We start from the raw sequence: 26,749 nt of genomic DNA, 5'->3' as shown, positions 1-26,749 counted from the left end.
TCTGCTCCTTTGTTAATTATTCTCTAATATTGTATCTAATTCCTCTTTAGTCACCAGAACCTTGCGTGGCTTTGTTCCCTCCTCCGGTCCCACTACACCGGCTTCCTCGAGCTGATCCATGATGCGGGCCGCTCTGTTGAAGCCAATCTTAAGGTATCTTTGAAGCATTCCTATTGAAGCTCTCTCCTTGTCTGTGATAATTGACGCAGCCTCTGCAAAGTAGGAATCCCTGCCATCATCCGTGTTTTCCACATCTGAAATGGTAACGGTTGTATTTGTCGTATCATTCGACAGGCTCTCCATCTTTTGTGCCACATCATTACTGTACTGTGCATTCTCATTATTTTCAATAATAAATTTCACAATATCTGAAACTTCTTTATCTGAAACGAATGCACCCTGTACTCGAAGGGGCTTCGGAACACCCTGTGGGTCAAATAACATATCTCCCTTTCCAAGGAGCTTTTCCGCACCATTCATATCAAGTATGGTACGGCTGTCAACACCGCTTGTAACCGCAAATGCGATACGGCTTGGCATATTTGCCTTGATGAGACCTGTGATAACATTAACAGATGGTCTCTGTGTAGCTATAATCAGATGTATGCCGGCAGCTCGTGCAAGCTGTGCCAGTCTGCATATTGCCTCCTCTACATCCTTTGATGCAACCATCATAAGGTCTGCAAGCTCGTCCACTATAATGACTATCTGCGGCATCTTCGGCGGTTTTTCTGTATCCTTGCCATCCATCGCATCAATCATGGCATTGTAACCGTTTATCTCCCTGACACCGCTGTTTGCAAACTTCTCGTATCTGTCAGTCATCTCTGAAACCGCCCAGTTTAATGCTCCGGCTGCCTTTTTAGGATCTGTAACAACCGGAATCATCAGATGCGGTATGCCATTGTATACACTAAGCTCAACCACCTTCGGGTCAATCATGATCAGCTTAACCTCATCCGGCTTTGCCTTGTACAGTATACTCATGATAATCGTATTGATACAGACCGACTTACCCGAGCCTGTGGCACCGGCAATTAAAAGATGCGGCATCTTTGCGATATCCGTAACCTTAACCTTACCTGCAATATCCTTTCCAACTGCGAAGGTAATCTTTGATTTGGCATTTTTAAACTCCTCAGACTCCACAAGCTCCCTGAATGAAACAGCAACACTCTGACTGTTCGGCACCTCGATACCAACAGCGGCTTTTCCCGGAATCGGAGCCTCGATTCGTATATCTGCTGCAGCCAGATTAAGCTTTATATCATCTGCCAGATTCACAATCTTTGATACCTTCACTCCAAGCTCCGGTGTGATTTCAAACCTTGTAACCGCAGGACCGCAGCTTATGTTATTCACCTTTGCATTCACTCCAAACACATTGAGTGTCTGCTCAAGCTTTGCAGCCGTCTCACGCAGATGCGCCTGCGAATCGCCGGTTTTGCTCCTGTCCGGAGCCTTAAGCAGATCAACCGTTGGAAATACATATGGCTTTTGCTGGATTGCATTTTCTGCATCATTTATTGCTATCTGCTCGCTTACCTTTTCAACCTCTTTTGCTAGCTCATCCTTGTCTGATTTGACATTTTTCTTCTTATTCTCTGCTACATGGGGTTTTACCATGGCTTCCTCTGCAGTCTGGTCTGATAAGTCCGATTTCAGCTTATCATCATCCTTCTGTCCGCCAAAATCATCCGGTATATCAGGCTCCACGCAGCCCGATATAGGTATCTGCGACACATGGCTTTCATCTGCTTCATCCAAGTCATCCGGTTTCATGCCGTTAATCTGCTGCAAGATCTTTCTGCCAAGCTCATCTGCATTGTCGCTACCGGCTCCGCCGCCAAAAACAGGTACAGGCTCCGATGCTACACCAAAATCCGGTTCCTGCACTATCTCTCCTGCATTTCCCGAAGTAAGGCTTGTCGTCTTTTTCTCCTTTATTGCCGGTGAACTCGGATAATTCTCTATAGTTATCTCACCAAGTGCATCTGTAGCAAAAGCCCCCTGTCCAAATATCCCGGCATGTGCTGTATCACCACCTGCTATGCCTGAATCTAACGCATTTTCACTGCCATCAATTTTTGTATCAAGTGACACGCCTGATATCTTATTGTCCATCCTGCGTCCGGCACGCTTACTCCTTCTGCCGCCCTTTGTATCATCCTTTAATTCACTCTCTGTAGCATCCGAAGCCAAAGCAGCTTTAGTCTGACGCTCTCTTGACTTATACTGCCGATACTCCTGGTATCTCTCATTATTCTCACGCGCTGACTCGTATACCTTGCGGCCGCCGTTTCTCATGCCCTTCATAAATGATTTACCGGTAATGAGTACAAGACAGATAATCATCACAACTATCGTCACCACATATGCTCCTATAATACCTACCGCCGGAACCAAAATGCAGCCTATAAGAGCCCCTATAAAGCCACCACCTGAGTGCCTTGCCACACTGTCAATATATGACTGCACCGGCGAAACCGCGAAGTCACCATACACTGCCAGATACATAAATACACATATAAACCATATGAGAATCATGGTCATAACAAGCTTCATAATAGCATATGAATTACCCTTATTTGACACAGCAAAAAAACTGCCTATCAGGAGCACAAGTGGAAAAATATATGCCACCATTCCAAATACGCCAAAAAGGAAACCGCTTACCGCGTTTCCCAAGTGACCGCCTATTCCAAAATTGCTTATAAATAAAAGGATTGAAACAGCTACTACTATCCATAGAAATATTTCCTTTTTAAAGGCCTGCTGTCTCTCTATCTGAGCCATTCTCTCCTTTTTCGTCTGTCTTTTTGCTGAGGATTTCTTCCTCGTTGCCATGTAACTAACCTCCGAATTTTGATTTACAGAGTATATAATAACATATTTCTTCTGTTCTGTGTGAATTTTTCTACAGTTATTTTTCGATTTTATGTTAAAATAAGTAACTATTCAGAGCCACTGAGAACAAAAAATGCCCCACCTTAAACGGCGGGGCATTTTGTTATGCGAGTCCTTTCGCATATAAACCGGTTCCTTCAAAAATATTTTATTCACCAATAAGATAATTGTAAAGTCCCTCATATTTGAACTTAGAAGCATTCCAAGAGAAATCATTGGCCATGCCCCTGTCCACAATCTGGTTCCACTCACGCTTCTTATCAAAGAAGATATGCTTAGAATAATTGATAACCGCAAGCATCTCATCAGCATTGTAGTTGGAGAATGAGAATCCATCTCCTGAATTTTCATACTCATTGTAAGGCTTAACAGTATCCTTGAGACCTCCTGTCTCACGAACAATCGGAACAGTTCCGTAACGGAATGAGATGAGCTGTGTCAGACCACAAGGCTCAAACCTGGACGGCATAAGGAATGCATCAGCAGCCGCATAGAGCTTGTGCGCCAGATCATCTGAGTAACAGATATTTGCTGAAACCCTGTCAGGATATTTCCATGCATAGTGTCTGAACATATTCTCATACTGAGGATCTCCTGTACCGATAACAACAAGCTGTGTGAAATCATCCACGATACCCTCAATCACATGATTGATGAGATCAAGCCCTTTTTGGTCTGTAAGTCTTGAAATGAGACCTATCATGTACTTTTTCTTGTCAACCGCAAGGCCAAGATCCTGCTGAAGCTTTGTCTTGTTGTTGAACTTCTTCTTTCTGAAATCGGAAGCATTGTAATTGCAGTAGATTCTGCCATCAGTCTGTGGGTCATAGGCATTGTAATCAATACCGTTTACGATACCCTGCATGTCAAAATGTCTGGCACTTAAGAGTCCGTTTAAGCCCTCACCATAGTACTCTGTCTGAATCTCGTTTGCATATGTATCACTGACAGTGGTGATATAGTCAGCATATACAAGACCACCCTTAAGCATATTTGCGTCCTTTTTGAACTCAAGCTTATCCGGTGTGAACAGATTGTCTGTAAGACCTGAAACGCCCTGTACCCACTCCCTGTCCCAGATACCCTGGAACTTAAGATTGTGGATAGTGATGATTGTCTTGATACCCCAGAAGAATGGATTCGCGGCAAACTCATTCTTTAAGTATACAGGCAGAAGGCCTGTCTGCCAGTCATGACAGTGTATAATATCCGGCTTAAAATCAATAAGCGGGAGCATTGAGAGTACAGCCTTGTCAAAGAATGTATACTTCTCAATCTCAAACTTTGTGTCAGAAGTATATGGAGAAAATCCTGTAAAGAACTCCTGATTGTCAATAAAGTAATATGTAACGCCGTCCAGCTCATATTTGAGCACTCCGACATACTTGTCCTGCACGTAAGGACCTGAGCTCATGTAAAAATGGGTAACATACTCAAAATTATTGCGATACTGCTCCGGTATACAGCTATAATCAGGTATTACAACCCTTACATCCCAATAGTTCTTGTCAAACTCTTTAGGAAGTGCACCGCACACATCTGCGAGACCTCCTGTTTTTATAAATGGTACACACTCTGAAGCTACAAATAGAATCTTCTTCATATTCTCCTCCCGCTAAAACCCGTGATATATAATATTTAGTTTACTCTTCCCAATTGTGGTATACTTCCTGAACGTCATCATCATCGTCAAGAAGGTCTAAAATACGGCCGATATTTGTGATGTCAGCTTCATCTGTCAGTGTGACATATGTCTGTGGAATCATTGTGACCTCTGCTGAAGCCATTGTGATGCCTGCCTCCTCAAGAGCAGCCCTTACCGCATCAAAATCAGCCGGTGCAGTTGTGATCTCATAGCTGTCATCCTCATCGGCAAAATCTTCAGCGCCTGCATCGAGTGCCTGCATCATAAGGTCATCTGCATCCATATCGCACTCTTCCTTGTCGATGATGATCTGCCCCTTCTCGTCAAACATGTAAGATACACAGCCCTGTGTACCGATACTTCCCTGTCCCTTTGTAAAGGCATTGCGGACATTGGCAGCTGTACGGTTCTTGTTGTCTGTAAGACACTTTACAATAATAGCTGTACCTGATGGTCCATAGCCCTCATATGTAGCTGTCTCATAGTTTACACTGTTGCCATCTCCTGCTGCCTTCTTGATACCTCTCTCGATTGTATCGTTTGGCATGTTGTTGGCCTTTGCCTTGGCAACCACCTGAGCGAGCTTGAAGTTATTGGCCGGATCCGGTCCGCCCTCTTTAACTGCAACTGCGAGCTCTCTACCGATCATTGTAAAGATTTTGCCCTTTGCAGCATCATTTTTCTCTTTCTTATGCTTGATATTCGCAAATTTAGAATGTCCTGACATAATTTGTATCCTCTTTTCTACTTTTAAAAATAATCCATATCTTATAATATCATTTTTTCTCTTCCGGCGCAAGTTTCTTAATCATTACCTGCTTAATGACCTTATCCTCTACGCTCATGACAGAAAATTTATATCCATACGCGCTAATCACAGTCTTATCGCCCTCCTCCGGAATCTTATCCGAAAGCGATATGATAAAACCGTTAAGTGTCTCGTAGGCATCATCCTCAACTGGCAGTGACAGCGCCTCCTTTACATCGGAAAACTCCGTCATGCCATCCATGATAAAGGTCTCATCATCACTCTTTCTGATGTAGTTTTCCTCCTCATCATGCTCATCCTCTATGTTACCGACAAGCTCCTCGAGTATATCCTCCATCGCGATAAGGCCTGAAATCTGGCCGTACTCATCCACAACCATCGCAAGATGACTCTTTTTAGACTGCATCTTTTTAAACAGATCATTGATATTTACCGTCTCGGGTATGAAGTCCACCGGCCTGATAAGTCCGTCTATGTCCTTGATACTGCTGCGGTAAACCTCATTTTTTTCAAAAAACGTAAAAGCATCCTTGATATGTAAGACTCCGATGATACTGTCAACATCGTTTTCATAGACCGGAAAACGTGACTTGCCGGTATCTATGATAAATTCGATGGCATCGATAAAGGACATATTGCCGTCGAGGCTTACGATATTCTTGCGGTGAGTCATGATATCCTTTACTTCCTTATCATCAAACTCAAACACATTGTGTATCAGCTCTGCCTCAGACGCAAGGATTGTACCCTGCTCGTGCCCCTCCCTGACCATGGAAATAATTTCTTCCTCTGTGACATCATCATTTCCAAGTATTCCATCGAGAGTCTTTTTGTTGTTTTTCATTCCGTAGAGTAATACTCCAATACATAAAAGAAGTATCACTACAAGTATTGATAAAATTATAATTGCATATAACATAATGTTTTATTATCCTATGTAATAAGTTCTAAGCTGATTTCAAGTGCCCTGTCGATTTTAAGCAGTGTATCCTCATCAAGATGACACACCTTATCCTTAAGCCTTTTTTTGTCAATTGTGCGAAGCTGCTCTAAAAGCACAACCGAATCCTTTGCAAGCGCATACTCCTTACAGGCAAGCTCCACATGGGTGGGCAGCTTTGCTTTATGCATCTGCGAGGTTATGGCTGCGCATATTACCGTCGGGCTGTGTCTGTTTCCGACATCATTTTGTATTATAAGGACAGGTCTTATCCCGCCCTGCTCTGAGCCTACAACAGGCCTTAAATCAGCGTAATAAATATCTCCTCTTTGAATAATCATACACGAATACACTCCATATTATGGTATACAAAAAGTATCTCCAGATTTTTCGAGTGTATTCTTAAAAGTTACACTTTTTTAGTTTTTGTGGTAGATTCTTGGAACACGCGGTGTGATAAGACACGCAAACTCGTAGTTGAATCTGCCTGACAGCTCACCTAACTGCTCCATCGTGATTGTCTCATCTCCGTCTTTACCGAGCAGAGTAACTGCATCGCCTATTTTCACATCGGGTATGTCTGTCACATCAACCATAAACTGATCCATACAGACTCTGCCGCATATAGGCGCCTTTTTTCCTTTTATGAGAACCCAGCCCTTGTTTGAAAGCCCTCTTGAATATCCATCACCGTAGCCCACCGGAACTGTAGCTATCCTCATAGGATGCTCTACCGTAAAGGTGCCGCCGTAGCTTATATGTCTGCCCGGCTCAAGCTCCTTTACGTAGGCAACTCTGCTGTGCAGTGACATAACAGGCTTTAATGAGATTTTGCTCTTGTCAACCTCCTCTGACGGCCACAGACCATAGAGTGTGATACCGGCTCTGACCATATCCATATTGCACTCCGGGATTTCTACTATTCCCGCACTGTTTGAGCAGTGCTTGATTGCAATCTCCACTCCTCTTGCCTCAACAAGAGCTATCATACGCTTAAAAAGCTCAAACTGCTCAAAGGCAGGCTCCTTTGACAGCTCATCAGCCCTTGCAAAGTGAGTGAACATTCCCTCTATCATAATATTCGGCAGCTTAGCAATCTGTGCAATAATATCTGCACTTTCCTCAGTCACCTGAAAGCCTATACGGCACATGCCGGTATCTATCTTGATATGTATCTTACAGGTCTTATTTTTAGAAGCTGCGATACGTGAAAGCTCCTTAGCAGTCTCGTAGGTGCACACTGCCGGACGCACATCATTGTCCACTATCTCCTCAAACTGCTCCGGGAAGCTGAGTCCTAAAATAAGTATCGGCTTTTTCCTGCCTGCCGCGATAAGCTGCATTGCCTCGTTGCTTGTGGCAACAGCATAGCCCCACAGATACGGAAGCGGCTCAAGCACCTCTGAAACAGCCTCTGCGCCGTGGCCATAGCCATCAGCCTTTACAACTGCTGCCATCATGGTCCCCGGCTTTAGCTTATTATGCATCGACTCCATATTATATAAAATTGCATCCAGATCTATATCTGCTCTGATTCTGTTAATTGCCATTTTTTTCCACCTTAATCCAAACTTTATCTAATCCATCAATAATATCACTTGCTATCATACCATAAGAGCCAGTATTGTCAAATGCCATATTACCGGCAAGTCCATGAATAAATGCGCCGTATGCCGCAGCCTTTTTCGTATCATGCCACTGCACCAGAAGTCCTCCCACGATACCGCTTAGCACATCTCCGCTTCCGGCTGTTGCCATACCACAGTTGCCTGACAGATTGATAAACGCATCACCATCTGCCGCCGCTATAATTGTGCGAAAATCCTTAAGCACGCAAACCACCTTGTACAAGCTCGCAAACTCTCCTGCCACACCGATGATATCCTCCTGAATATAAGGAATACCATACCCGGTAAGTCTGGACATCTCACCCAGGTGCGGAGTCACGATGACAGGCATTTTATGTTCCTTAAGCAGTGCCATGTTTTCTGATATGATATTAAGCGCATCCGCATCGATTACAAGAGGTATCTCTGCTGTTTTAAGCACTGTTTCCACAAGCATTTTGGCATCATCAGACTTTGAAAGCCCCGGGCCTATCACCACCGCATCTGCCCATTTAAGCTCCGCCTCCAGAACATCAGCTGATGTGACATCAGTACAAAGCAGTGCTTCCGGCAAAGCACATTGGATTATTGAGCGGTTGCACTCAGGCGTCATGATTTTCACCAGTCCTGCACCGCTTTTGTATGCAGCCCTTGCGGAAAGTACTGCGGCACCCGCCATATTGCGGCTTCCGGCTATAATTAACAATTTTCCGAAAGTTCCCTTGTTGGAGTGTGCCGGTCTGTTATCAAGCTTCTTTAAGTCAGACTCATCAAGAGCCCTTACGGATGGCGGATTGCCACAAAAGCTGTGGTCATCTATACCTATAGGCACCATCTTGACCCTGCCGCAATAATCACAGCCCGGCCACAGTAGAAGACCTGTCTTCTTATAAGAAAAGGTATATGTGATATCTGCTTTAAAAACACTTCCCATCACATGTCCTTTATCTGAATCCACTCCCGATGGCACATCAACTGCCACCCTGTAAGCATTTGCCCTGTTAACGGCTGAAATCACATCTGCTAGGGAGCCCTCTATGGCTCGCTTAAGCCCTGTGCCAAACAGTGAATCTATTATTACGTCACTTTTTAATATATTCTCGATATCATTGGCCACCGGAAAGCCATACCTTGCGTATATATTTTTCTGCAGCTCAAAGAGCTCGCTTCCTGCCGCATCTGTGCCAAACGCATAGTACACCATGCATCTGTATCCGGCCTGATTTAGAAGCCTTGCTATCGCGATACCGTCCCCAGCATTATTGCCTCTGCCGCATATCACGGCAAACTCCTTTGATTTATCAAAACATGCAACAAGCTCCCGGACAACACCGGCCGCAGCCTGCTCCATCAGCACCACCGAAGGAACCAAAAAGGTCTGTGATGTTGTATCGTCCAGAAGCTTCATTTCATTACCTGTAACAATATATTCCAATATCAATTCCCCTTATTCTCATTGTTTGCATTATCAGCCTTTGCATTAGTAGCATTGAAAACCATAGGATCATCATATTCAATATCAAAAAGATTTAAAACCTCTGCACCAAAAATATCATGAAGGTACGAATAAATTTCCCTGTTGTTGATATCTCTGTTCTGTTTCCTTATTACATTCTTTTTGAGCTCAACTCTTATATTTGCAATCCAGTCGTCAATTTCCTTTGATTCCAGTTTGTTTTTCTCAATTTTTTCACTGAAATAATCCATCGACAAAAGCATCAGTCTGTCATTTACGGTCTTTATATTCTTTTGGATTTCAATAAGCTCTCCCTCGATATTGTCGGCCTTCTCATTAATTTCATCTATAAGCTGCTTATCCTTATCACGCTTTTCATCTCCGTCATCTCCCATATTAGCAACAATATTAGACATAATTTTTGACTTAAGCTTTTTCAAATTCTTAAGCTCATTGTTGTACTTGCCCTGCAGCTTCAACAGCTCATCCAGCTCTTTTTCCGTGGCTGATATTTCATCAGTCTTACCATGAATGGCAAAAAGTCTGTGCCACTTCTGGTCTAAAACAAGTAAAGGCACTTTTTTCCCTTTTAACGCAGCCTCAAAATCTTTTTTATCATCCATAAGACTCACCCTCTATTTATTTTTGGAATTTTTTACAATATTATAGCTGAGCTGCATAAGGCTGTCAGACAGATGTACACTCTCCACAACCACATCCTTGTCAGGAATCTCAAGGTCCACATGAGCAAAATTCCATATTGCCTTTATGCCAAGTTCCACAAGCTTTGACGCAATGGAGTCAGCCTTTGACTTTGGCATGGTGAGTGCTGCTATATCCACCTTGTGTGTCCTGCAATACTCGCCAAGCTCGCTTAGCATAAGAATCGGAATACCACGCACACTCTTTCCTGAAAGCTCAGGATTCACATCAAATAGAGCTGTAATCACAAAGCCAAGCTTTTCAAACTTTACATAATTGGCGAGCGCCTGTCCCAGATTACCTGCACCGATAATAATTATTCTATGCTCAGTGTCAAGTCCCATTATCTTTCCAATTTCCTCGTAGAGGAACTGAACATTGTATCCATATCCCTGCTGTCCAAAGCCTCCGAAATTGTTGAGATCCTGTCTGATTTGTGAAGCTGTCACCTTCATTCTGTGGCTCAGATCGTTTGATGAAATACGCTCCACTCCCTCATCCAAAAGCTCTCCGAGATATCTATAGTATCGTGGCAGTCGTCTTATAACCGCCTGTGATATTTCTTTACTCAAGTCTTATTCCTCCAATCATCGGGATGTCATTTCTCTTTTAAAGACAAAAACCCAAGATTAATTATAATTTTTTGAAGGTCATCTGTCAATGTGTTAAGAATTTAACATTCAAAAAATTTATAATTATCCCCGGGTTATATCATATTCCAAGGCTAAAAGCCAAAATTCAGATTAAATTGTCTTCTCAAGCTCTTCCCTGATTGCCTTGATAAAGCCTTCGCTGTTTAAAACAGTAGGATTCTCAATTGTTGTGATGAGTGCGAGATCCTTTGTCATCTTTCCGCTCTCAATAGTCTTTATGCAGGCTGCCTCGAGCTTGTCTGCAAACTCTGAAAGTGCAGGAAGCTTGTCAAGCTCTCCTCTCTTTCTGAGTGCTCCTGTCCATGCAAATATAGTAGCTACAGAGTTTGTTGATGTCTCCTCACCCTTTAAATGCTTGTAATAGTGTCTCTGGACTGTTCCATGTGCTGCCTCATACTCATAGTATCCGTGAGGTGATACAAGCACTGATGTCATCATGGCAAGTGAGCCGAATGCAGATGAGATCATATCACTCATTACATCTCCGTCGTAGTTCTTGCATGCCCAGATAAATCCACCCTCAGATTTCATTACTCTGGCAACGGCATCATCGATAAGTGTATAGAAATATGTAATTCCTGCCTTCTCAAAAGCATCCTTGTACTGTGCATCAAAGATTTCCTGGAAGATATCCTTGAAGGTGTGGTCATACTTCTTTGAGATGGTATCCTTTGTGGCAAACCATAAATCCTGCTTTGTATCAAGCGCATACTTAAAGCAGCTATGTGCAAAGCTCTCAATTGAATCGTCTAAGTTGTGCTGTCCCTGAATAACTCCTGCACCCTTAAACTCATGGATTAATTCTCTTGTCTCGGTTCCGTCTTCTGCTGTAAATACAAGCTCTGCCTTTCCCGGACCTGCTACCTTCATCTCTGATGCCTTGTATACATCACCGTATGCATGACGAGCGATTGTGATTTGTTTAACCCATGTCTTTACGTTTGGCTCTATGCCCTTTACAACGATTGGAGCCCTGAATACTGTTCCGTCAAGCATAGCTCTTATTGTGCCGTTAGGGCTCTTCCACATCTCCTTTAAATTGTACTCTGTCATTCTGGCTGCGTTTGGTGTGATTGTCGCACATTTTACTGCTACACCGTATTTCATGGTTGCCTTTGCTGATTCAACGGTCACCTGATCATCTGTACGATTTCGCTCCTCTAAGCCCAGATCATAATACTCTGTCTTTAAATCGATAAAAGGTGTTAAAAGCTCATCCTTTATCATCTGCCAGAGGATTCTGGTCATCTCGTCTCCGTCCATCTCTACAAGGGGTGTTGTCATCGTAATCTTGCTCATTCTTAAATCTCCTTTACTTAATAAGGTTCTCCCAACCAAGGTGTTCCATATTTTCCTTTGAATTGTTTATATGCTCTCTGGCGCATTTTTCTGCCAGCAGTGCGTCATGATTCTTAATTGCCTCGCATATCTGTTTATGCTCGTGAGTGGAGTTTTTAGCTCTCTTTGTCTCGCCGAGTGTCACCTTTCTCACTCTGCCGACATACTCATGATAGTCCTTTAATACTCTCATAAGCTCCTTGCTTCCACCGGCCTCATACAATAGCTCATGAAACCTATTGTCCAGCTCAAGAAGCTGCTTTGCATTGCCCTTTTTCTCGTGAAACTCCGTGAGATAAATATTCTCCTCCATGGCCGCCATGAGCTCATCCGATATCCTCGTTGCAGCCCATCTGGCACAAAGTCCCTCAAGCAGAGCCCTTATCTCATATATATCCCTGATATCATCCGTGGAAACACCCTCCACGAATGCGCCCTTATTTGGGATAATAGATACAAGTCCTTCAAGCTCAAGCTGGCGCAGTGCCTCCCTCACGGGAGTCCTGCTCACCCCAAGCTCATCACCGATATTCTTTTCCTTAAGCTCATCGCCCTTTGCAAATGTTCCTGCAAGTATACCATCCCTGATATGATTGTATACTCTGGCACTCAGGCTGTAATTATCATGTGACATGTACTAATCTACCTCACTATAATACTATATTAAGCTTTTTACAGCAATCAGTAATTTGAACTACAAGCTCATTATCTGTGATGGTAGTCACACGGCCCTCGTCATACTGCTCATCTACCCATTCCTTTATCATGGTCACAAGCTTTGAGTTCTTATCTACCTTTCTGTCATCAGGCAGGCGGTAGTAGGTGTTTATCCACAGCGCTATTCCTGCAAGTCCTGATGTATTAGACACAGCTACAAGAGGTGGTCTGTTTAAGAATTTACCTGTATCAAATATGTTGTAAATCTCCTCATTTTTGAGAAGTCCGTCAGCATGAATTCCGGCTCTCGTCACATTGAAATTTCTGCCGACAAATGGTGTACGGCTCGGCTGCACGTATCCAAGCTCCTTCTCAAAGTACTCTGAGAGCTCTGTAATAACCGTTGTATCCATGCCATCGAGTGTACCCTTAAGCTGTGCATACTCAAATACCATAGCCTCAAGCGGTGTGTTTCCGGTTCTCTCTCCGATGCCAAACAGTGAACAGTTGACGCCGCTTGCTCCGTAGAGCCATGCTGTTGTAGAGTTGTTTACAGCCTTGTAAAAGTCATTGTGTCCATGCCACTCAATCTGTGATGACGGCACACCTGCATGTGTGTTAAGTCCGTATATGATGCCCGGCACACTTCGAGGTATAACTGCTCCCGGGAAGTTTACTCCATATCCCATTGTATCACAGGCACGCACCTTAATCGGAATCTTGTACTCCTCCTGCAGCTTCATGAGCTCAACACAGAAAGGAATAACAAAGCCATATATATCTGAACGTGTGATATCCTCCAGATGGCACCTAGGGCTTATGCCGGTCTCAAGACACTCCCTGATGACTGACAGATACATATTCATAACCTCACGTCTGGTCATCTTCATCTTGTAGAAAATATGATAATCCGAACAGCTTACAAGTATACCGGTCTCCTTTAAGCCTATATCCTTTACCAGCTCAAAATCCTTCTTGCTGGCACGAATCCACGATGTAACCTCAGGGAACTTGTAGCCTCTCTCGAGACACTTATAAACAGCGTCCCTGTCCTTTTTGCTATAGAGGAAAAACTCACTTTGTCTGATTATCCCCTTAGGGCCTCCAAGCTTATGTAAATAATCATAAATGGTAACTATCTGCTCAGTAGTGTATGGTGCTCTCGACTGCTGACCATCTCTGAAGGTGGTATCTGTAATCCAAATGTCCTCAGGCATATTGTGAGGCACTATTCTGTCATTGAATGCTATCTTAGGAACTTCTGAATAAGGAAAGAGATTTCTAAAAGTATTCGGCTCATCTACATCAACGAGCTGGTAAAAATGCTCTTCAAGCTGTAGTAAATTTGTTTTTTCGTTCATCAAAACTTCTCTCATCTTCGCATCTCCTGTGCTTAGTTTTATCTTTTGAATAATTGTATACAATTATACTTTTTGTGTCAATAAAAAAATTTAAATCTTAGTGTAACACTTTGTTATGTCTATCATAACCTAGAGTGTAAATAAATTTTATTGGAGGTCACTTATGAGTGATTTAGCAGCAACAAACTGTTCATGCAGCAATACAGATAACGGATGCGGATGTTCTTCGATTTTATGGATTATCCTGTTACTGTGCTGCTGTTGTGGAAATGGCAACGGAGGCTCTTTCTTCGGAGGAAACGATTGTGGAAGCGGCAATAACAGCTGTATCTGGGCTATCATCTTACTTTTCTGCTGTGGTGGCTTTGGCTGTGGTGGTGGCAGCAATAATGGCTGCGGATGTGGCTGCGGCTGCTGATTTACATTTTTACTGCGGGTCTTTAGGACCCGCAGCTTTTTACGATTTTTCAGTATTCTTTTTTTGCCTGTGCTGCTCTTTTTCTTTGAGCTTTTCAATGACTTTACACTCGCCCTTCACCCTGTGCTTTTTGATGCATTCTTCATCTATCTCGTATACGTCGTGACCATCTATGATAAGCATATATCTTTTTTTAATAATGTATGCTGTAAACATGCATAATGTGAATCAGGTGACATATTATATAGAAATATATTTTAAAGGATTTTTATGGACGAGAACAGCCTGTTTACACCATTCGATGAAATAACCCAGACAAGGGAGCTTCAGATGCTTAAAACCATAATCCCATATATGCCGCACGACTCACAAAAGCAGATGACTCTTATGGTTCACTACATATCACTTATGAATTCAATGAGAATGATAGATTCTGCGCCGGCACTGTCCGTTGCAGAGACAGAAAGTATGGCAGACAGAAGGCTTTCCATGCTCAATGCCTTAAAGAAATACTGCAGTAAAAGCGAACAGGATACGATAGACAATCTGTTAAATATTTTTTCAGTTTTGGACAATAGGGAGATTTATGACAAAGCAGGAATTTTTAAATAATTTTGCACAAAAGGAAAAACCGAAGGATACAACAAGCGCCATGCCGTTTCTCATGGAAAGTATTAAGGAAGCAAAGCGTAACGGCATAGAATTTACCAAAGAAGAGGTCTATTCCATGTGCACTGAGCTAAGCAAAAACCTGCCTGAGAAAAACCGCAGGCAGGTTGAAAGGCTTTTAAAAATGCTATAGTTTAGTTTTTAAATGAATCTGTATTTATGCGGAGTATCTTGTCTATCGGTGCCGGCGAGTTTCCCTTGCCATCAGTGCCCTCAAGATACTTCTCCCCCGCAGATTCAAAAATGACATACAGGCTTTTATCCACGCTGTCAAGCTCCTCTGAGCCCGGTGGCATCTCTATTGTGATGTCGGGGCTGTTTGGCCTTGATGAGAGAGCTATGAGTGATTTGTAGCACTTGATATACGATGACACATTCCTGCCATAGGAGGTGCTCAGATATACCTTTCCCGAGGTATCAAATGTCACTCCCTGCACTCTGGCAGGTATCGTATATGTGCTTAAGCTTGTGAGCCTGTCATCCTTTTTGTCATAATAATATGCTACCATCTTTGACTTAAGAAGGATATTGTGAGTGGCTATCCACAGCCTGCCTCCATAGTACGTGATGCACGACGGCTTGTTTCCCACATCAAACACATCGACCACACCTGTCGCATCGATGACCTGCTTGGAATTCGCAGTGGCCATAAGAGAGATAAAATCATATGAGATGCGCTCCACAGTTGTGTCGTAGGAATTGCATACCCATACATTTTCTCCGTCAAAGGCAATTCCTCCCAGATGGCTGTTTGCATCCATGCCAAGTGTCACGAGGTACTCTCCGTCCTCCCTGTCAAATACCATCAGCTCCCCTAGTGAGCCCTTGTCATCAGAATAGCTTGTGATAAGCACGTATTCGTCCGTGATACAGATTCCCTGCGGGCACTGTGCCTCACTGAAAATATAATTATTGAGAAAATCATTCTCCTTCGTCTCCGGCATTCCCGGAATATTTATTTCATCTATAAAATCGTAATCGCAATCCTTAAGCGCCATTGTATGCGCTTTTTTATTATTCCTGTAATTATAATGCTCTACGCTGTATTCGTTGTTAACAGTCCTGACCCATTTGGCATATACGACATATCCATTTGCTTTTTCGTAGGTCAGAACATCTGCCTTTTTTGAAAAATGCTCATCCAGATACCAGCCATCAAATTTATAACCGTATTTGTGCGGTTCTCTAAGTCCCATGAATTTCTGCTTTGGTGTGATGTATCCATAATTATTGATATTGTTTGCCGCACCGCCCAGATTATAGTAAATATATGAAACACCATCACTTTCCGACATATTGTCAAGTAGTGTATTTAGTGATGGCCCGGAAGCAAAAGAGGCAGCTTCTGCCTCTTTTATCTCCGATGCAAACACATGAGTATTGGTAAAAATCAATGTAAGTAATATAATTAATGCTATTCTACTCTTCAACTTCAACAAGCTTGCTTGCCCTTTCTTCTATCTGTTTTGCAGCCACATCATCCGGTGCCTGCTCATATCTGGCAAACTCATATGAGAATGTGCCGCTTCCGCTCGTCATTGAGCGAAGGGTGGCATTGTATCCATAGAGCTCCAAATAAGGAATATCTGCTGCTATCTCCTGATATCCACCTTCTGTCGGGTTCATGCCCATCACTCTTGCACGTCTCTTGTTGAGCTCACCCATCACATCACCTGTATAGCCCTCAGGCACCACTACCTTAAGTGTGGCAATCGGCTCAAGAAGCACAGGCTTTGCCTCCATAATGCCCTTTTTAAATGCCTGCTGTGTTGCCACCTTGAAGGCCATCTCCGATGAATCCACAGGATGATAAGAGCCGTCATACAGCACAGCCTTTATGCCTGTCACAGGATAGGCTGCAAGAGGTCCCTTTTTCACAGACTCTGCGATACCCTTTTCAACAGCCGGGAAGAAGTTCTTCGGTACAGCTCCTCCTACGACCGTCTGCTCAAATACATATGGCGTATCCATATCACCTGACGGCTCAAAGGTCATCTTGACATGTCCGTACTGTCCGTGTCCGCCTGACTGCTTCTTGTACTTATACTCTACATCGGATTTTTTCCTGATAGTCTCCTTAAAGGCTACCTTTGGACGCATAAGCTCTATCTCCACCTTGTACTTTTCAAGAAGCTCACTTGCCACTACCTCAAGCTGCATATCTCCGATACCATATAGTACAGTCTGTCCATTTTCACTGTCATTTACACTGTTTAGAGTCAGATCCTCCATTAACAGTTTCTGTAAAGACTGGGAAATCTTGTCCTCATCGCCCTTTTTCTTTGCCTTGTAGCGCATTGCCACATACGGCTTTGATATACTTGTTCTAAGATATGTAACCGGCATATTTCTGGTGGAAAGTGAATCTGTCGTAAGAGTCTTCGCAAGCTTTGCAAGCGCTCCGATATCACCTGCATGAAGCTCCTTCACTTCCTCCACCTTACTTCCTCTCATCACATAGAGCTTTCCGATTTTCTCATCGCAGTCCCTGTGATAATTGTAAAGCACATCGTCTGTCTTTAATACACCCGAATTAACCTTGATCAGTGAATACTTACCGATGTACGGGTCAACTATCGACTTGAACACATAAGCACTCTTTGATTTTGCAAAATCATAATCAGCATTATACACCTCATTTGTTTTGGTGTTAATACCTGTACAGCTTCTCTTCTCCGGACTCGGCAGGTATTTCACAATATCAGCCATAAGTGTATACATGCCTCTTGCGAGAATATTTGATCCCATAAGCACCGGTACAATAGAGCACTCAAGCACGTTTGCACGAAGCGCAGCCCTGATTTCATCCTCAGAAAACTCCTCTCCTCCGAAATATCTGTCCATGAACTCCTCACTTGTCTCAGCTACAGCTTCAACTAAGGCTTCACGGCATATTCCCAGGTTCTCCTTTGAGTACTCAGGCACATCAAACTTATCCACGCCTCCGCTTTCATTCCATCTCTTTGCCCTCTGCTGGATGACATTGACATATCCCACAAACTTCTCATTCTCTCTGATTGGCAGATGAAATGGAGCTATTTTCTTGCCGTAAAGCTCCTGCAGCTTTAGCACCACATCCTTGAAGCTTGCATTGTCGATATCCATGTCCGTCACGAAAATCATCCTCGGCAGCTTGTATTTCTCGCATATCTCCCATGCTCTTTTTGTGCCGGTCTGTATGCCTGCCTTGCCTGAAACCACGATGATTGCAGCATCTGCAGCCGATACAGCCTCCTCAACCTCTCCTACAAAATCAAAAAAACCAGGAGTATCGAGAATATTTATTTTGACATTATCCCACTCAATCGGTACAACCGATGTATGTATAGAGAACTGACGCTTTATCTCTTCCTTGTCAAAATCGCTGATAGTGCTGCCGTCCGCTACAGTTCCCATTCTGGTAGTCTGTCCTGCCAGATATGCCATAGCTTCCACGAGTGATGTCTTGCCACAGCCGCTATGGCCTAAAAGCACGACGTTTCGAATCTTCTCAGTAGTGTAAACATTCATTTCAAGTACCTCCCTGACATTATTATAGTATGTATACATTGTACTAATATTTTAGATAATTTACAACACTTTTATGCAATCTGACGATTATTTTTTATCATTTTATTATAATAAATATGGCAATAATTTATTGCTTTATAGTGTTAAATTGATTATAATATATTAGATAATAAAGAATTAGGAGATACACATAAATGCATTTTGATAAAGTTGGCTTTATCGGGCTCGGTCTGATTGGAGGCTCGATAGCCAGAAAAATGAAAGAAAATAATCCAAAGGTCTCAATTATCGCAACAGCCGGACATCAAAAGACCATAGATGATGCCTTTGGGCTTGGCCTGATAGATAATAATGAGCTTTTAGAGCTCAACTCATTTAAAGACTGCGACGTAATCTTTCTGTGTGCACCGGTAAACAAAAATATCGAATACCTCACACAGCTTAAGGATATCATAAAGGATGACTGTATCATCACAGATGTTGGCAGCACCAAAACACAGATTCATGAAAAGGTCACAGAGCTTGGCCTTGAGCGCAATTTCATTGGCGGGCATCCTATGACGGGCTCTGAAAAAACAGGCATACTCAATTCAGACAAGCAGCTTTTGGAGAATGCATACTACATCATCACTCCTACTACGGCAACAACTGAAGAAAATCTGAATAATTTCAGACAGTTTGTACTTTCGCTCGGCTCGATAGCTCTCATTTTAGACTACAAGGAGCACGATCATGCTACCGCAGCCATCAGCCATCTGCCACACATGATTGCATACTCTCTCGTCAATCTGGTTGAGCACATCGACTCTGAAAAAGAGACCATGAAAACCATCGCCGCCGGAGGCTTCCGCGATGTGACACGTATCGCTGCAAGCTCACCGGTCATGTGGGAAAATATATGTGAATCCAACAAAACGCAGCTGCTCTCACTCATGGACCAGTATGAAGCCAATTTCCATAAGCTTCGCGAAATAATTGCAGAGGGCAGCTCTCAAAAGATGCTCGATTACTTCCAGGATTCAAAGAATTACAGGGATTCACTCACACTGCCCGGTGCCAAAATCCGCAAGGATTTCCACGAGGTATTTGTCGATATTGCAGACGAGGCAGGCGGTATCGCAGTGCTTGCAAGCCTTTTAGCCTTCAACGGCATCAGCATCAAGAATATCGGCATCATGAACAACCGTGAGTTTGAGGAGGGCGTACTGCGCATAGAGTTCTATGACGAAAATGCTCTTGACTCAGCTATCAGTGTACTTAAAGAGAGAAATTATACTATTCACCGCAGATGATTTATCCTGTTATATGGCTTTAATCCAAAACAAAGAGCCGTAAAGCGAAGTAATTTCGTTTTACGGCTCTTTTTATATCATCCGATGCAACAGCCCTTACCATTAAACTGCACCAATAACACTTTATTAGTATACGCTCTCCTCAAGTATCTCATAGAAATCCTCAAAGGTCTTACGGCAGCAATAAGGGTCAATTATCTCAACGCCCTCTGCCATAAGCCCCGGCAGTGTAAATGACATGGCTACGCGGTGATCGTCATACGTCTTAATTTGACAAGGCTTAACACTCTCTGCCGGATAAATCCTTAATCCATTTTCAGTTTCTTCAACCCTCACACCTAATTCAGCAAGGTTTTCCTCGATGGCATTTATCCTGTCACACTCCTGCAGACGTATATGTGAAATGCCTTCTATCCCTACAGGCTCCTTTGCAAACGGTGCAATCGCAGCAAGTGTCAGTGCCTGATCAGAAAATGCTGACAAATCCCAGCTTCCGCCATGCATTTGTCCATTATCCGGTGGCATACACACTATGCCGTCTGCCTCGTCAGAAAGTGTGCAGCCCATATCCGCCAGCACATCAAGAAATGCCACATCTCCCTGCAAACTGTTTTGGTGCACACCACGTACCTGTGACTTCACATGTAAAAGCGGACTCATGGCATAAAAATAGCATGCAGCCGACACATCCGGCTCTATATCATAGTCTAAGCTTACATATGCCGCTTTCTCAGGGATAATAAAGCTGTTATTTTTTTGGTTCTGTATCACATCAAGCCCAAACTGCTTCATCATAAGAAGTGTCATCTCAACATATGCCATGCCATGTGTTCCTGTGACATTAATTGTAAAGGTCTTTTCCATCACCATAGCCGAGATAAGAAGGGCACTCAGAAACTGGCTGCTCTTGTCTACGTTTATATCAACAGCATCAGCATACTCTCCTGTATTTCCGATTGTAAAAGGAAAATGATACTCCTTCTCATCATACTCAATATGAGCCCCCAGCTTTTCAAGCGATACAAGCAAATCCTTCATAGGACGCTTCTTCATCTGCTCAGATGACACTATATGATATCTGCCCTTTGACAGTCCAAGAAGTGCTGTAAGAAAACGCGCAGCGGTACCTGCACTTCCCACGTCTATCTCGGCCTCATTCTTTGGAATCCTGCCTCCAAAGCCTGTTATTGTTATTTCTCTTTTATCCTCATCCACCAAAACCGGAAATCCCAGACGAATCAGTGCATCTATAAAATGTCTCGAGTCATCACTAAAAAGACACCCTTTTAAAACGCTGCGCCCATTTGCGAGTGCAGCGATTAAAAGGGCTCTGTTTGTGATACTCTTTGAGCCAGGTACACTGGTTACAATATCATGTGGATGATTTACTTTTTTTACTTTATAAATCATTGAAAATCTGATAAATATCAATCTTGAGTGCATCAGTATCTGTCATGCCGATAAACACTGCACCATAATGATATACTCCTTCTTCACCGTCTGTTCTTCGTACAATCTCGATAACCGCATCCACAACCTCCTTGGTCCAAATCTGGATCTTGGTATCATAATATGTATGTATATCGAGAGGTACCTTTGCATTAAATCCGATACCGCTTCTGGAAATATCCGTGACATCCACATGACAATACTTAAGTGTTGTCACTCCGTCCTCATCCAAACGCTCTAACTGTACCGATACATCAATGTCAAGTCTTTTATGTCTTCTCTTTTCTTCCATGCACTTTACCCCATCTATTATATTATTGATAAAGGGAACAAATAACCCTCAATCAACATATTAGTATATATGACTGATTTTTACAAGTAAAATTTATTCAGCCGTCTCATCTTCCATATGCATATCGTTTGTGATAAACATCGCATCCCCAAAGCTGAAAAATCTGTATCTTTCCTCTACGGCCTCTTTGTATGCATTAAGAACATGCTCTCTGCCTGCTAACGCTGACACAAGCATGACAAGCGTGGACTGTGGCAGATGGAAATTGGTAATCAGACAATCAATCACCTTAAAGCTGTAGCCAGGATAAATAAATATATCCGTCCATCCGCTGCACTCTCTTAGCATGCCGTTTTCATCTGACGCAGCCTCTAAGGTACGTGTGCTTGTAGTGCCGACAGATATTATTCTGCCACCATTTTTCTTTGCATTATTAATCTTGTCTGCAGCCTCCTGTGACACCATGTAAAACTCAGAGTGCATATGATGATCAAGCACATTATCAACCTTTACCGGTCTGAAGGTGCCAAGACCTACATGTAAAGTCACCTCTGCTATATCCACTCCCTTATCCTTTACCTGCTGTAAAAGCTCCTTTGTGAAATGCAGTCCTGCAGTAGGCGCAGCTGCTGAGCCGTCATACTTTGCATATACTGTCTGGTAGCGGTTCTTGTCCTTTAGCTGATGTGTGATATACGGAGGCAGAGGCATCTGTCCGAGCTTATCAAGTATCTCCTCAAAAATACCCTCATAGCTGAACTGAATCAGCCTGTTTCCATCATCAACCACATCTATTACTTCACCGATTAAAAGTCCGTCACCGAATATAATTTTCGTGCCCGGCTTTGCCTTTTTACCCGGCTTTACAAGAGTCTCCCATACGTCGTTTTGTCTGCGCTTTAGAAGAAGTATCTCTATCTTTGCCATAGTGCCTTCCTTCACGCCAAACAGACGTGCAGGAATAACCTTTGTATTGTTGAGCACAAGGCAGTCGCCCGGTCTTAAATATTTAACAATCTCCTTGAACACATGGTGGCTGACTTCTCCTGTATTCTTGTCAAGCACCATGAGCCTTGAGCTGGAGCGGTCCTCCAGAGGATCCTGCGCTATAAGCTCCTCCGGAAGATCATAATCAAAATCTTTTACGTCCATAATTTCCTATTCCTAAAACTATACCAATATCTAGCCACGAAGCGTGATACCTGCAGTCTCTTTAAGATGAGCAAGTATATCCTTTACAAAGCCCTCGACCTTCTTAGCCTTAAGTTCCTCATCCTTTGGTGTAAATACTACACTGTACGCCATGCTCTTCTTATTCGGAGGAAGCTGTACGCCCTCGTAAACATCAAACAGTGTAACATCTGAGACATAATCACAGGCTTCCATGATACCGTTCTCAATCTGCTCACAGGTGATATCCTTGTCCACGACAAAGGCAAAATCTCTCTTCTCATCATCAAATTTTGAGATTGGAGTAAATACTCTGTCCTTTCCATACCACTTTGAAAGTACTCTAAGGTCAAGCTCCATCACATATGCCGGCACTCTCATGTCAAGCTCATCGCATATCTCATATCTTACCTGACCGAGATATCCGACCTTTTGACCGTCACAGAATACCTCTGCGGTCTGATATGGATGAAGGAATGGCTTTTGAGCCGGCTTATATGTAAACTTCACATCAAGTGCATCTGCTACAGTCTCAGCCAGTCCCTTTATAGTAAAGAATGACTCATCCTCACCGAATACACCTGCGCAAAGAGTCTCTCTCTCATCAGGATACTCTGTAAGCGGAAGCTCCTTTGCGATAAAGATATTTCCAAGCTCAAAGATTCTTCCCTCCAAAATACCCTTCTTCTGGTTTCTTGCTATGGCATAAAGCATCTCAGAAGCAAGTGTTGTTCTCATAAGCGAGAGGTCAACATTGATTGGATTTATAAGCTTGATTGCATGTCTTTCCGGTGCATCCTCCGGGAACCTGAGCAGATCAAGATCAGCAGGTGAGAAGAATGAGTAGTGTATTCCTTCATATGCTCCTGCTGCACAGAGCACCTCCTTTAGCTTGCGCTCTGTCTGCTGTCTAAGGTTGAGTCCTCCGAGTGTAACCTGTGCTGTAGGCATGAATGCAGGAATGACATGGTCATAGCCATACATACGGATAACCTCCTCTGCCACATCCGGATAATCCTCCATATCCTCACGGTATGCAGGAATCATGAGTGTCAGCTCATCACCGTTTACAACCGGTGCAAAGCCTAAATTTGTGAGTATTCTCACGATATCCTCTGTAGGAACCTCTATTCCAAGCACGCCGTTTACCTTTGCAATAGAAACCTTCATCTCTTTTGGCTCAAGTGAATTTCCTGTAGTCATCTCAACGTGTGTTGAAGAAACCTTACCACAGCCAAGCTCCTCCATCAAATGAAGTGCTCTCTTCATAGCCATGGCTGTTGTGTACTCGTTTACTCCCTTTGAGTAAAGTGCACTCGAATCAGATGACTGTCCCAACGCACGTGAGCTCTTTCTGATATTATCTCTTGCAAATTTTGCAGACTCAAACATCACCTCTGTGGTACCGTCGTTAATCTCAGAATTTAAGCCGCCCATGATACCGGCGAGTGCAACCGGCTTCTTTCCGTCACAGATAACGAGATTATTGCTGTTTAACTCAAATTCCTTCTCATCAAGTGTGACAATTTTCTCTCCATCGTTTGCACGTCTTACTACAATCTCATCTCCCTCAAGGTATGAGTAATCAAAAGCATGCATTGGCTGTCCAAGCTCTTTTAAAATAAAGTTAGTGATATCTACCACATTTGAGATAGAACCAATTCCTACAAGTGCAAGACGTTTTCTCATCCATGCAGGTGACTCGGAGATTTTTACATCATGTACATAGTGAGCTGTGTAGCGTGGGCAGATATCCTGTGCAAGAACAGATACCTTGAAGTTTTCCTTCTTCACATCATCTGCAGTATAGTCAAGTGCAGGCTCCTTAAGCTCTTTTCCCAAAACCGCAGCAACCTCTCTTGCCATGCCGTATATACTCTGGCAGTCAGGTCTGTTTGCAGTGATTGCAATATCAAAAATCCAGTCATCAAGACCGAGGATAGGCTTTACATCTGCTCCAACCTTAGCATCCTCAGGCAAAACCAAAAGTCCGTTATATCCTGCGCCCGGATAGAGGTCTTCATTTAAGCCAAGCTCTACCCCTGAGCATAACATTCCATATGAATCATATCCACGCAGCTTGCCCTGCTTTATCTCCATCACGCCCTCTATTGTAACGTGATCCTTTGCTGTGGCATATACTGTTGCACCGATAAGTGCGAGAGGGAATTTGCCGCCGGCTTTTACATTGTCTGCACCGCAGCAGATCTGGAATGTGCCATGTTCTCCTGCATTTACCTGACACAGGCTTAGGTGTGTCTCAGGAATCGGCTCACATTTTTCTACAAGGCCGACTACTACGTTTGAGATATCCTTTCCCACCTCATATGATTCCTCAACCTCGAAACCGCATGAGAATAATTTTTCCTCTAACTCCTTTGGTGTTACATCTATATCTACATAATCCTTTAACCAGCTAAGTGGTGTTAACATAATTTTTGCCTCCTGTTATATATTCAAGAAATGAATCTAGTTGTCATCAATCTGGTCTAATACCCTAAGGTCTGACTCGAATAAAAGCTTGATGTTGTTGATTCCGTATTTGAGCATTGCAATACGCTCAAGACCGATACCGAATGCAAAGCCGCTGTACTCATTTGTGTCTATACCGCAGCCCTCAAGCACCTTTTTATTTACAACGCCTGCACCAAGCACCTCAATCCAGCCTGTGCCCTTGCACAAAGAACATCCCTTGCCGTGGCACTGGAAGCAGCTTACATCAACCTCTACAGATGGCTCTGTAAATGGGAAGTATGAAGGACGAAGACGTGTTGTGACATTCTTTCCGAACATCTTCTTTACAAGCTGGTCAAGCATACCCTTTAAATCGCAGAGTGTGATGCCCTTATCTACCACAAGTCCCTCCATCTGTGTGAACATAGGAGAATGTGTTGCATCATCATCCGAACGGAAAACCTTACCCGGTGAAACAACCTTGATAGGCGGCTTCTTTGCTTCCATAACATGAATCTGTCCTGCTGAGGTCTGTGTACGAAGTAAGAACTCAGGTGATAAGTAGAATGTATCCTGCATATCACGCGCCGGATGATCCTTTGGAGTATTTAAGGCTGTAAAATTATAGTAATCATTCTCGATTTCTGTTCCCTCGTAAACCTCAAAGCCCATAGATGTGAAAATCTCTGAGAGCTGGTCCTTTACCTGTGTTACCGGGTGAAGATTACCCTTTTTGCTTCTCTTTGCAGGCATAGTGACATCTATTTTCTCGCTCTCATACTTGCGCTTAAGTGCCTCTGCCTCAAATTTCTTAACCTTCTCATCAAGAAGCTTCTCAACTGCCTCACGTGTCTCATTGACCCACTGGCCTACCTTTGGTCTCTCATCAGGAGCAACATCCTTCATGCCCTTTAAGACTGCTGTGAGCTCACCCTTCTTTCCAAGAATTGCAGCACGCACATCATTTAATTTTTCAAGGCCGTCAGCCTTATCAATTTCAGCAAGTGCTTTTTCTCTGATCTGTTGAATTTTGTCTCTCATCGAATTTCACCTCATAATATTTTTCTTAATTTGCATAAACTCGTAACTCCAAGCCTGAATTCGCCGTTTATGCGATAAAAAACGCCCCTGCATGGCTGTTAAACCGTGCAGGGACGAAAATTCCGCGATACCACCCTGATTTCCATTGAAGAAGTATCCAATGGACTCTCATTGATATGTGTAACGTACATAAAACGTCATGAACTACTGTTGCTTCATCCATGCAGCTTCAGTGTGAACTTCAATCAATAGCCTTTTTGTAAGACTGCTTTCAGCCGGTGACAATCTCTCTCTGGTCAAAGTACTATAATCTACTATGCACCTTCATTGCTTTTATTATATATATATAGCTGCGACATATATATCGCAAACGCTTATGTCTTAATAACACATAAGACATTTTAGCACAATCTCTATAT

Annotated in this window: 24 protein-coding genes and 1 other annotated feature; of the genes, 4 read left to right on the top strand and 20 right to left on the bottom strand. The window is 43.1% G+C overall.

Features of this window, described 5'->3' with window-relative positions; translation table 11 throughout:
* Positions 1–12: 12 nt before the first annotated feature.
* The 12 genes from ACW6PM_RS02425 to ACW6PM_RS02370 all read right to left on the bottom strand — a co-directional run bounded on the left by ACW6PM_RS02425 (position 13) and on the right by ACW6PM_RS02370 (position 14,050).
* Positions 13–2,847 carry a DNA translocase FtsK 4TM domain-containing protein gene (locus tag ACW6PM_RS02425; protein ID WP_456056113.1) on the bottom strand — a complete coding sequence of 945 codons (2,835 nt, stop codon included), beginning with the start codon at positions 2,845–2,847 and terminating at the stop codon, positions 13–15.
* A 208-nt stretch (positions 2,848–3,055) separates the two neighbouring features.
* A complete protein-coding gene (gene glgA / locus ACW6PM_RS02420) occupies positions 3,056–4,510 on the bottom strand; it encodes a glycogen synthase GlgA (protein WP_308500745.1) in 1,455 nt (484 codons plus the stop codon).
* Between the two features lie 40 nt (positions 4,511–4,550).
* The gene (locus ACW6PM_RS02415; protein ID WP_012742800.1) at positions 4,551–5,279 is read right to left on the bottom strand and encodes a YebC/PmpR family DNA-binding transcriptional regulator; all 729 of its coding nucleotides are present in this window, start codon (positions 5,277–5,279) and stop codon (positions 4,551–4,553) included.
* Between the two features lie 49 nt (positions 5,280–5,328).
* A complete protein-coding gene (locus ACW6PM_RS02410; RefSeq protein ID WP_308650327.1) occupies positions 5,329–6,165 on the bottom strand; it encodes a hemolysin family protein in 837 nt (278 codons plus the stop codon).
* 89 nt (positions 6,166–6,254) lie between these two features.
* Complete coding sequence (locus ACW6PM_RS02405) at positions 6,255–6,602, bottom strand: type II toxin-antitoxin system PemK/MazF family toxin (RefSeq protein WP_012742802.1); 348 nt, start codon at positions 6,600–6,602, stop codon at positions 6,255–6,257.
* Positions 6,603–6,680: 78 nt separating this feature from the next.
* A complete protein-coding gene (alr, locus tag ACW6PM_RS02400; protein WP_456056112.1) occupies positions 6,681–7,811 on the bottom strand; it encodes an alanine racemase in 1,131 nt (376 codons plus the stop codon).
* Positions 7,801–9,303 (bottom strand): NAD(P)H-hydrate dehydratase, encoded by a 1,503-nt coding sequence (locus ACW6PM_RS02395; protein ID WP_456056111.1) that lies wholly within the window; start codon positions 9,301–9,303, stop codon positions 7,801–7,803. Before ACW6PM_RS02395 ends, alr begins: the two co-directional genes overlap by 11 nt.
* A gap of 2 nt (positions 9,304–9,305) precedes the next feature.
* The gene (locus ACW6PM_RS02390; RefSeq protein WP_456056110.1) at positions 9,306–9,947 is read right to left on the bottom strand and encodes a hypothetical protein; all 642 of its coding nucleotides are present in this window, start codon (positions 9,945–9,947) and stop codon (positions 9,306–9,308) included.
* Positions 9,948–9,959: 12 nt separating this feature from the next.
* A complete protein-coding gene (locus ACW6PM_RS02385) occupies positions 9,960–10,598 on the bottom strand; it encodes a redox-sensing transcriptional repressor Rex (RefSeq protein WP_308650331.1) in 639 nt (212 codons plus the stop codon).
* 171 nt (positions 10,599–10,769) lie between these two features.
* Entirely contained in the window at positions 10,770–11,978 is a 1,209-nt protein-coding gene (locus ACW6PM_RS02380; RefSeq protein ID WP_456056109.1) for an NADP-dependent isocitrate dehydrogenase, read from the bottom strand.
* Between the two features lie 13 nt (positions 11,979–11,991).
* A complete protein-coding gene (locus ACW6PM_RS02375) occupies positions 11,992–12,651 on the bottom strand; it encodes a GntR family transcriptional regulator (protein WP_308650333.1) in 660 nt (219 codons plus the stop codon).
* 16 nt (positions 12,652–12,667) lie between these two features.
* On the bottom strand, positions 12,668–14,050 hold the full coding sequence (locus ACW6PM_RS02370; RefSeq protein ID WP_022292881.1) for a 2-isopropylmalate synthase: 1,383 nt from the start codon (positions 14,048–14,050) through the stop codon (positions 12,668–12,670).
* A gap of 148 nt (positions 14,051–14,198) precedes the next feature.
* On the opposite strand from ACW6PM_RS02370, the gene ACW6PM_RS02365 reads away from it, so the two are divergent.
* Entirely contained in the window at positions 14,199–14,453 is a 255-nt protein-coding gene (locus tag ACW6PM_RS02365) for a chorion class high-cysteine HCB protein 13 (protein ID WP_117686354.1), read from the top strand.
* A 39-nt stretch (positions 14,454–14,492) separates the two neighbouring features.
* Here the strand turns inward: ACW6PM_RS02365 and ACW6PM_RS02360 are convergent, their stop codons facing one another.
* Positions 14,493–14,636: a hypothetical protein gene (locus ACW6PM_RS02360; protein WP_456056108.1), complete on the bottom strand. Its 144-nt coding sequence runs from the start codon at positions 14,634–14,636 to the stop codon at positions 14,493–14,495.
* A gap of 87 nt (positions 14,637–14,723) precedes the next feature.
* On the opposite strand from ACW6PM_RS02360, the gene ACW6PM_RS02355 reads away from it, so the two are divergent.
* On the top strand, positions 14,724–15,065 hold the full coding sequence (locus tag ACW6PM_RS02355; protein WP_308668466.1) for a hypothetical protein: 342 nt from the start codon (positions 14,724–14,726) through the stop codon (positions 15,063–15,065).
* Positions 15,040–15,255 (top strand): hypothetical protein, encoded by a 216-nt coding sequence (locus tag ACW6PM_RS02350; RefSeq protein ID WP_022292882.1) that lies wholly within the window; start codon positions 15,040–15,042, stop codon positions 15,253–15,255. The genes ACW6PM_RS02355 and ACW6PM_RS02350 overlap by 26 nt, the downstream gene beginning before the upstream one ends.
* A 1-nt stretch (position 15,256) precedes the next feature.
* On the opposite strand, the gene ACW6PM_RS02345 is transcribed toward ACW6PM_RS02350, so the two are convergent.
* On the bottom strand, positions 15,257–16,558 hold the full coding sequence (locus tag ACW6PM_RS02345) for an InlB B-repeat-containing protein (protein ID WP_456056107.1): 1,302 nt from the start codon (positions 16,556–16,558) through the stop codon (positions 15,257–15,259).
* The gene (locus ACW6PM_RS02340) at positions 16,542–18,632 is read right to left on the bottom strand and encodes an elongation factor G (protein WP_308656542.1); all 2,091 of its coding nucleotides are present in this window, start codon (positions 18,630–18,632) and stop codon (positions 16,542–16,544) included. Before ACW6PM_RS02340 ends, ACW6PM_RS02345 begins: the two co-directional genes overlap by 17 nt.
* 194 nt (positions 18,633–18,826) lie before the next feature.
* Between ACW6PM_RS02340 and ACW6PM_RS02335 the strand changes: the two genes are divergently transcribed.
* Complete coding sequence (locus ACW6PM_RS02335) at positions 18,827–19,924, top strand: prephenate dehydrogenase/arogenate dehydrogenase family protein (RefSeq protein ID WP_456056106.1); 1,098 nt, start codon at positions 18,827–18,829, stop codon at positions 19,922–19,924.
* Positions 19,925–20,050: 126 nt separating this feature from the next.
* Here the strand turns inward: ACW6PM_RS02335 and aroA are convergent, their stop codons facing one another.
* From aroA to pheS, 5 genes are all read right to left on the bottom strand, one after another.
* A complete protein-coding gene (gene aroA / locus ACW6PM_RS02330; RefSeq protein WP_456056105.1) occupies positions 20,051–21,334 on the bottom strand; it encodes a 3-phosphoshikimate 1-carboxyvinyltransferase in 1,284 nt (427 codons plus the stop codon).
* The gene (locus ACW6PM_RS02325; protein ID WP_308668470.1) at positions 21,324–21,665 is read right to left on the bottom strand and encodes a PilZ domain-containing protein; all 342 of its coding nucleotides are present in this window, start codon (positions 21,663–21,665) and stop codon (positions 21,324–21,326) included. The genes aroA and ACW6PM_RS02325 overlap by 11 nt, the downstream gene beginning before the upstream one ends.
* 93 nt (positions 21,666–21,758) lie before the next feature.
* Positions 21,759–22,817, bottom strand: coding sequence for a tRNA preQ1(34) S-adenosylmethionine ribosyltransferase-isomerase QueA (queA, locus tag ACW6PM_RS02320; protein ID WP_456056104.1), 1,059 nt, complete (start codon positions 22,815–22,817; stop codon positions 21,759–21,761).
* A 30-nt stretch (positions 22,818–22,847) separates the two neighbouring features.
* Entirely contained in the window at positions 22,848–25,268 is a 2,421-nt protein-coding gene (gene pheT / locus ACW6PM_RS02315) for a phenylalanine--tRNA ligase subunit beta (RefSeq protein ID WP_456056103.1), read from the bottom strand.
* Between the two features lie 36 nt (positions 25,269–25,304).
* Positions 25,305–26,330, bottom strand: a complete 1,026-nt coding sequence (gene pheS / locus ACW6PM_RS02310) for a phenylalanine--tRNA ligase subunit alpha (RefSeq protein ID WP_012742823.1) — start codon at positions 26,328–26,330, stop codon at positions 25,305–25,307.
* A 106-nt stretch (positions 26,331–26,436) separates the two neighbouring features.
* Positions 26,437–26,667 (bottom strand) — a binding site (T-box leader).
* Positions 26,668–26,749 lie beyond the last annotated feature (82 nt).

The sequence above is a fragment of the Agathobacter sp. genome, assembly GCF_977054825.1.
The sequence above is the reverse complement of the archived record's forward strand: the minus strand, read 5'-3'. Positions and strand labels throughout refer to the sequence as shown.

Coding starts and splice junctions, on each gene's coding strand:
- ACW6PM_RS02365 (WP_117686354.1), top strand. CDS start 14,199: ATGAGTGATTTAGCAGCAACAAACTGTTCATGCAGCAATACAGATAAC.
- pheS (WP_012742823.1), bottom strand. CDS start 26,330: ATGAGAGACAAAATTCAACAGATCAGAGAAAAAGCACTTGCTGAAATT.
- alr (WP_456056112.1), bottom strand. CDS start 7,811: ATGGCAATTAACAGAATCAGAGCAGATATAGATCTGGATGCAATTTTA.
- pheT (WP_456056103.1), bottom strand. CDS start 25,268: ATGTTAACACCACTTAGCTGGTTAAAGGATTATGTAGATATAGATGTA.
- ACW6PM_RS02340 (WP_308656542.1), bottom strand. CDS start 18,632: ATGAATGTTTACACTACTGAGAAGATTCGAAACGTCGTGCTTTTAGGC.
- ACW6PM_RS02410 (WP_308650327.1), bottom strand. CDS start 6,165: ATGAAAAACAACAAAAAGACTCTCGATGGAATACTTGGAAATGATGAT.
- ACW6PM_RS02335 (WP_456056106.1), top strand. CDS start 18,827: ATGCATTTTGATAAAGTTGGCTTTATCGGGCTCGGTCTGATTGGAGGC.
- ACW6PM_RS02425 (WP_456056113.1), bottom strand. CDS start 2,847: ATGGCAACGAGGAAGAAATCCTCAGCAAAAAGACAGACGAAAAAGGAG.
- glgA (WP_308500745.1), bottom strand. CDS start 4,510: ATGAAGAAGATTCTATTTGTAGCTTCAGAGTGTGTACCATTTATAAAA.
- aroA (WP_456056105.1), bottom strand. CDS start 21,334: ATGATTTATAAAGTAAAAAAAGTAAATCATCCACATGATATTGTAACC.
- ACW6PM_RS02370 (WP_022292881.1), bottom strand. CDS start 14,050: ATGAGAGAAGTTTTGATGAACGAAAAAACAAATTTACTACAGCTTGAA.
- ACW6PM_RS02375 (WP_308650333.1), bottom strand. CDS start 12,651: ATGTCACATGATAATTACAGCCTGAGTGCCAGAGTATACAATCATATC.
- ACW6PM_RS02390 (WP_456056110.1), bottom strand. CDS start 9,947: ATGGATGATAAAAAAGATTTTGAGGCTGCGTTAAAAGGGAAAAAAGTG.
- ACW6PM_RS02360 (WP_456056108.1), bottom strand. CDS start 14,636: ATGCTTATCATAGATGGTCACGACGTATACGAGATAGATGAAGAATGC.
- queA (WP_456056104.1), bottom strand. CDS start 22,817: ATGGACGTAAAAGATTTTGATTATGATCTTCCGGAGGAGCTTATAGCG.
- ACW6PM_RS02355 (WP_308668466.1), top strand. CDS start 14,724: ATGGACGAGAACAGCCTGTTTACACCATTCGATGAAATAACCCAGACA.
- ACW6PM_RS02350 (WP_022292882.1), top strand. CDS start 15,040: ATGACAAAGCAGGAATTTTTAAATAATTTTGCACAAAAGGAAAAACCG.
- ACW6PM_RS02415 (WP_012742800.1), bottom strand. CDS start 5,279: ATGTCAGGACATTCTAAATTTGCGAATATCAAGCATAAGAAAGAGAAA.
- ACW6PM_RS02325 (WP_308668470.1), bottom strand. CDS start 21,665: ATGGAAGAAAAGAGAAGACATAAAAGACTTGACATTGATGTATCGGTA.
- ACW6PM_RS02405 (WP_012742802.1), bottom strand. CDS start 6,602: ATGATTATTCAAAGAGGAGATATTTATTACGCTGATTTAAGGCCTGTT.
- ACW6PM_RS02380 (WP_456056109.1), bottom strand. CDS start 11,978: ATGAGCAAGATTACGATGACAACACCCCTTGTAGAGATGGACGGAGAC.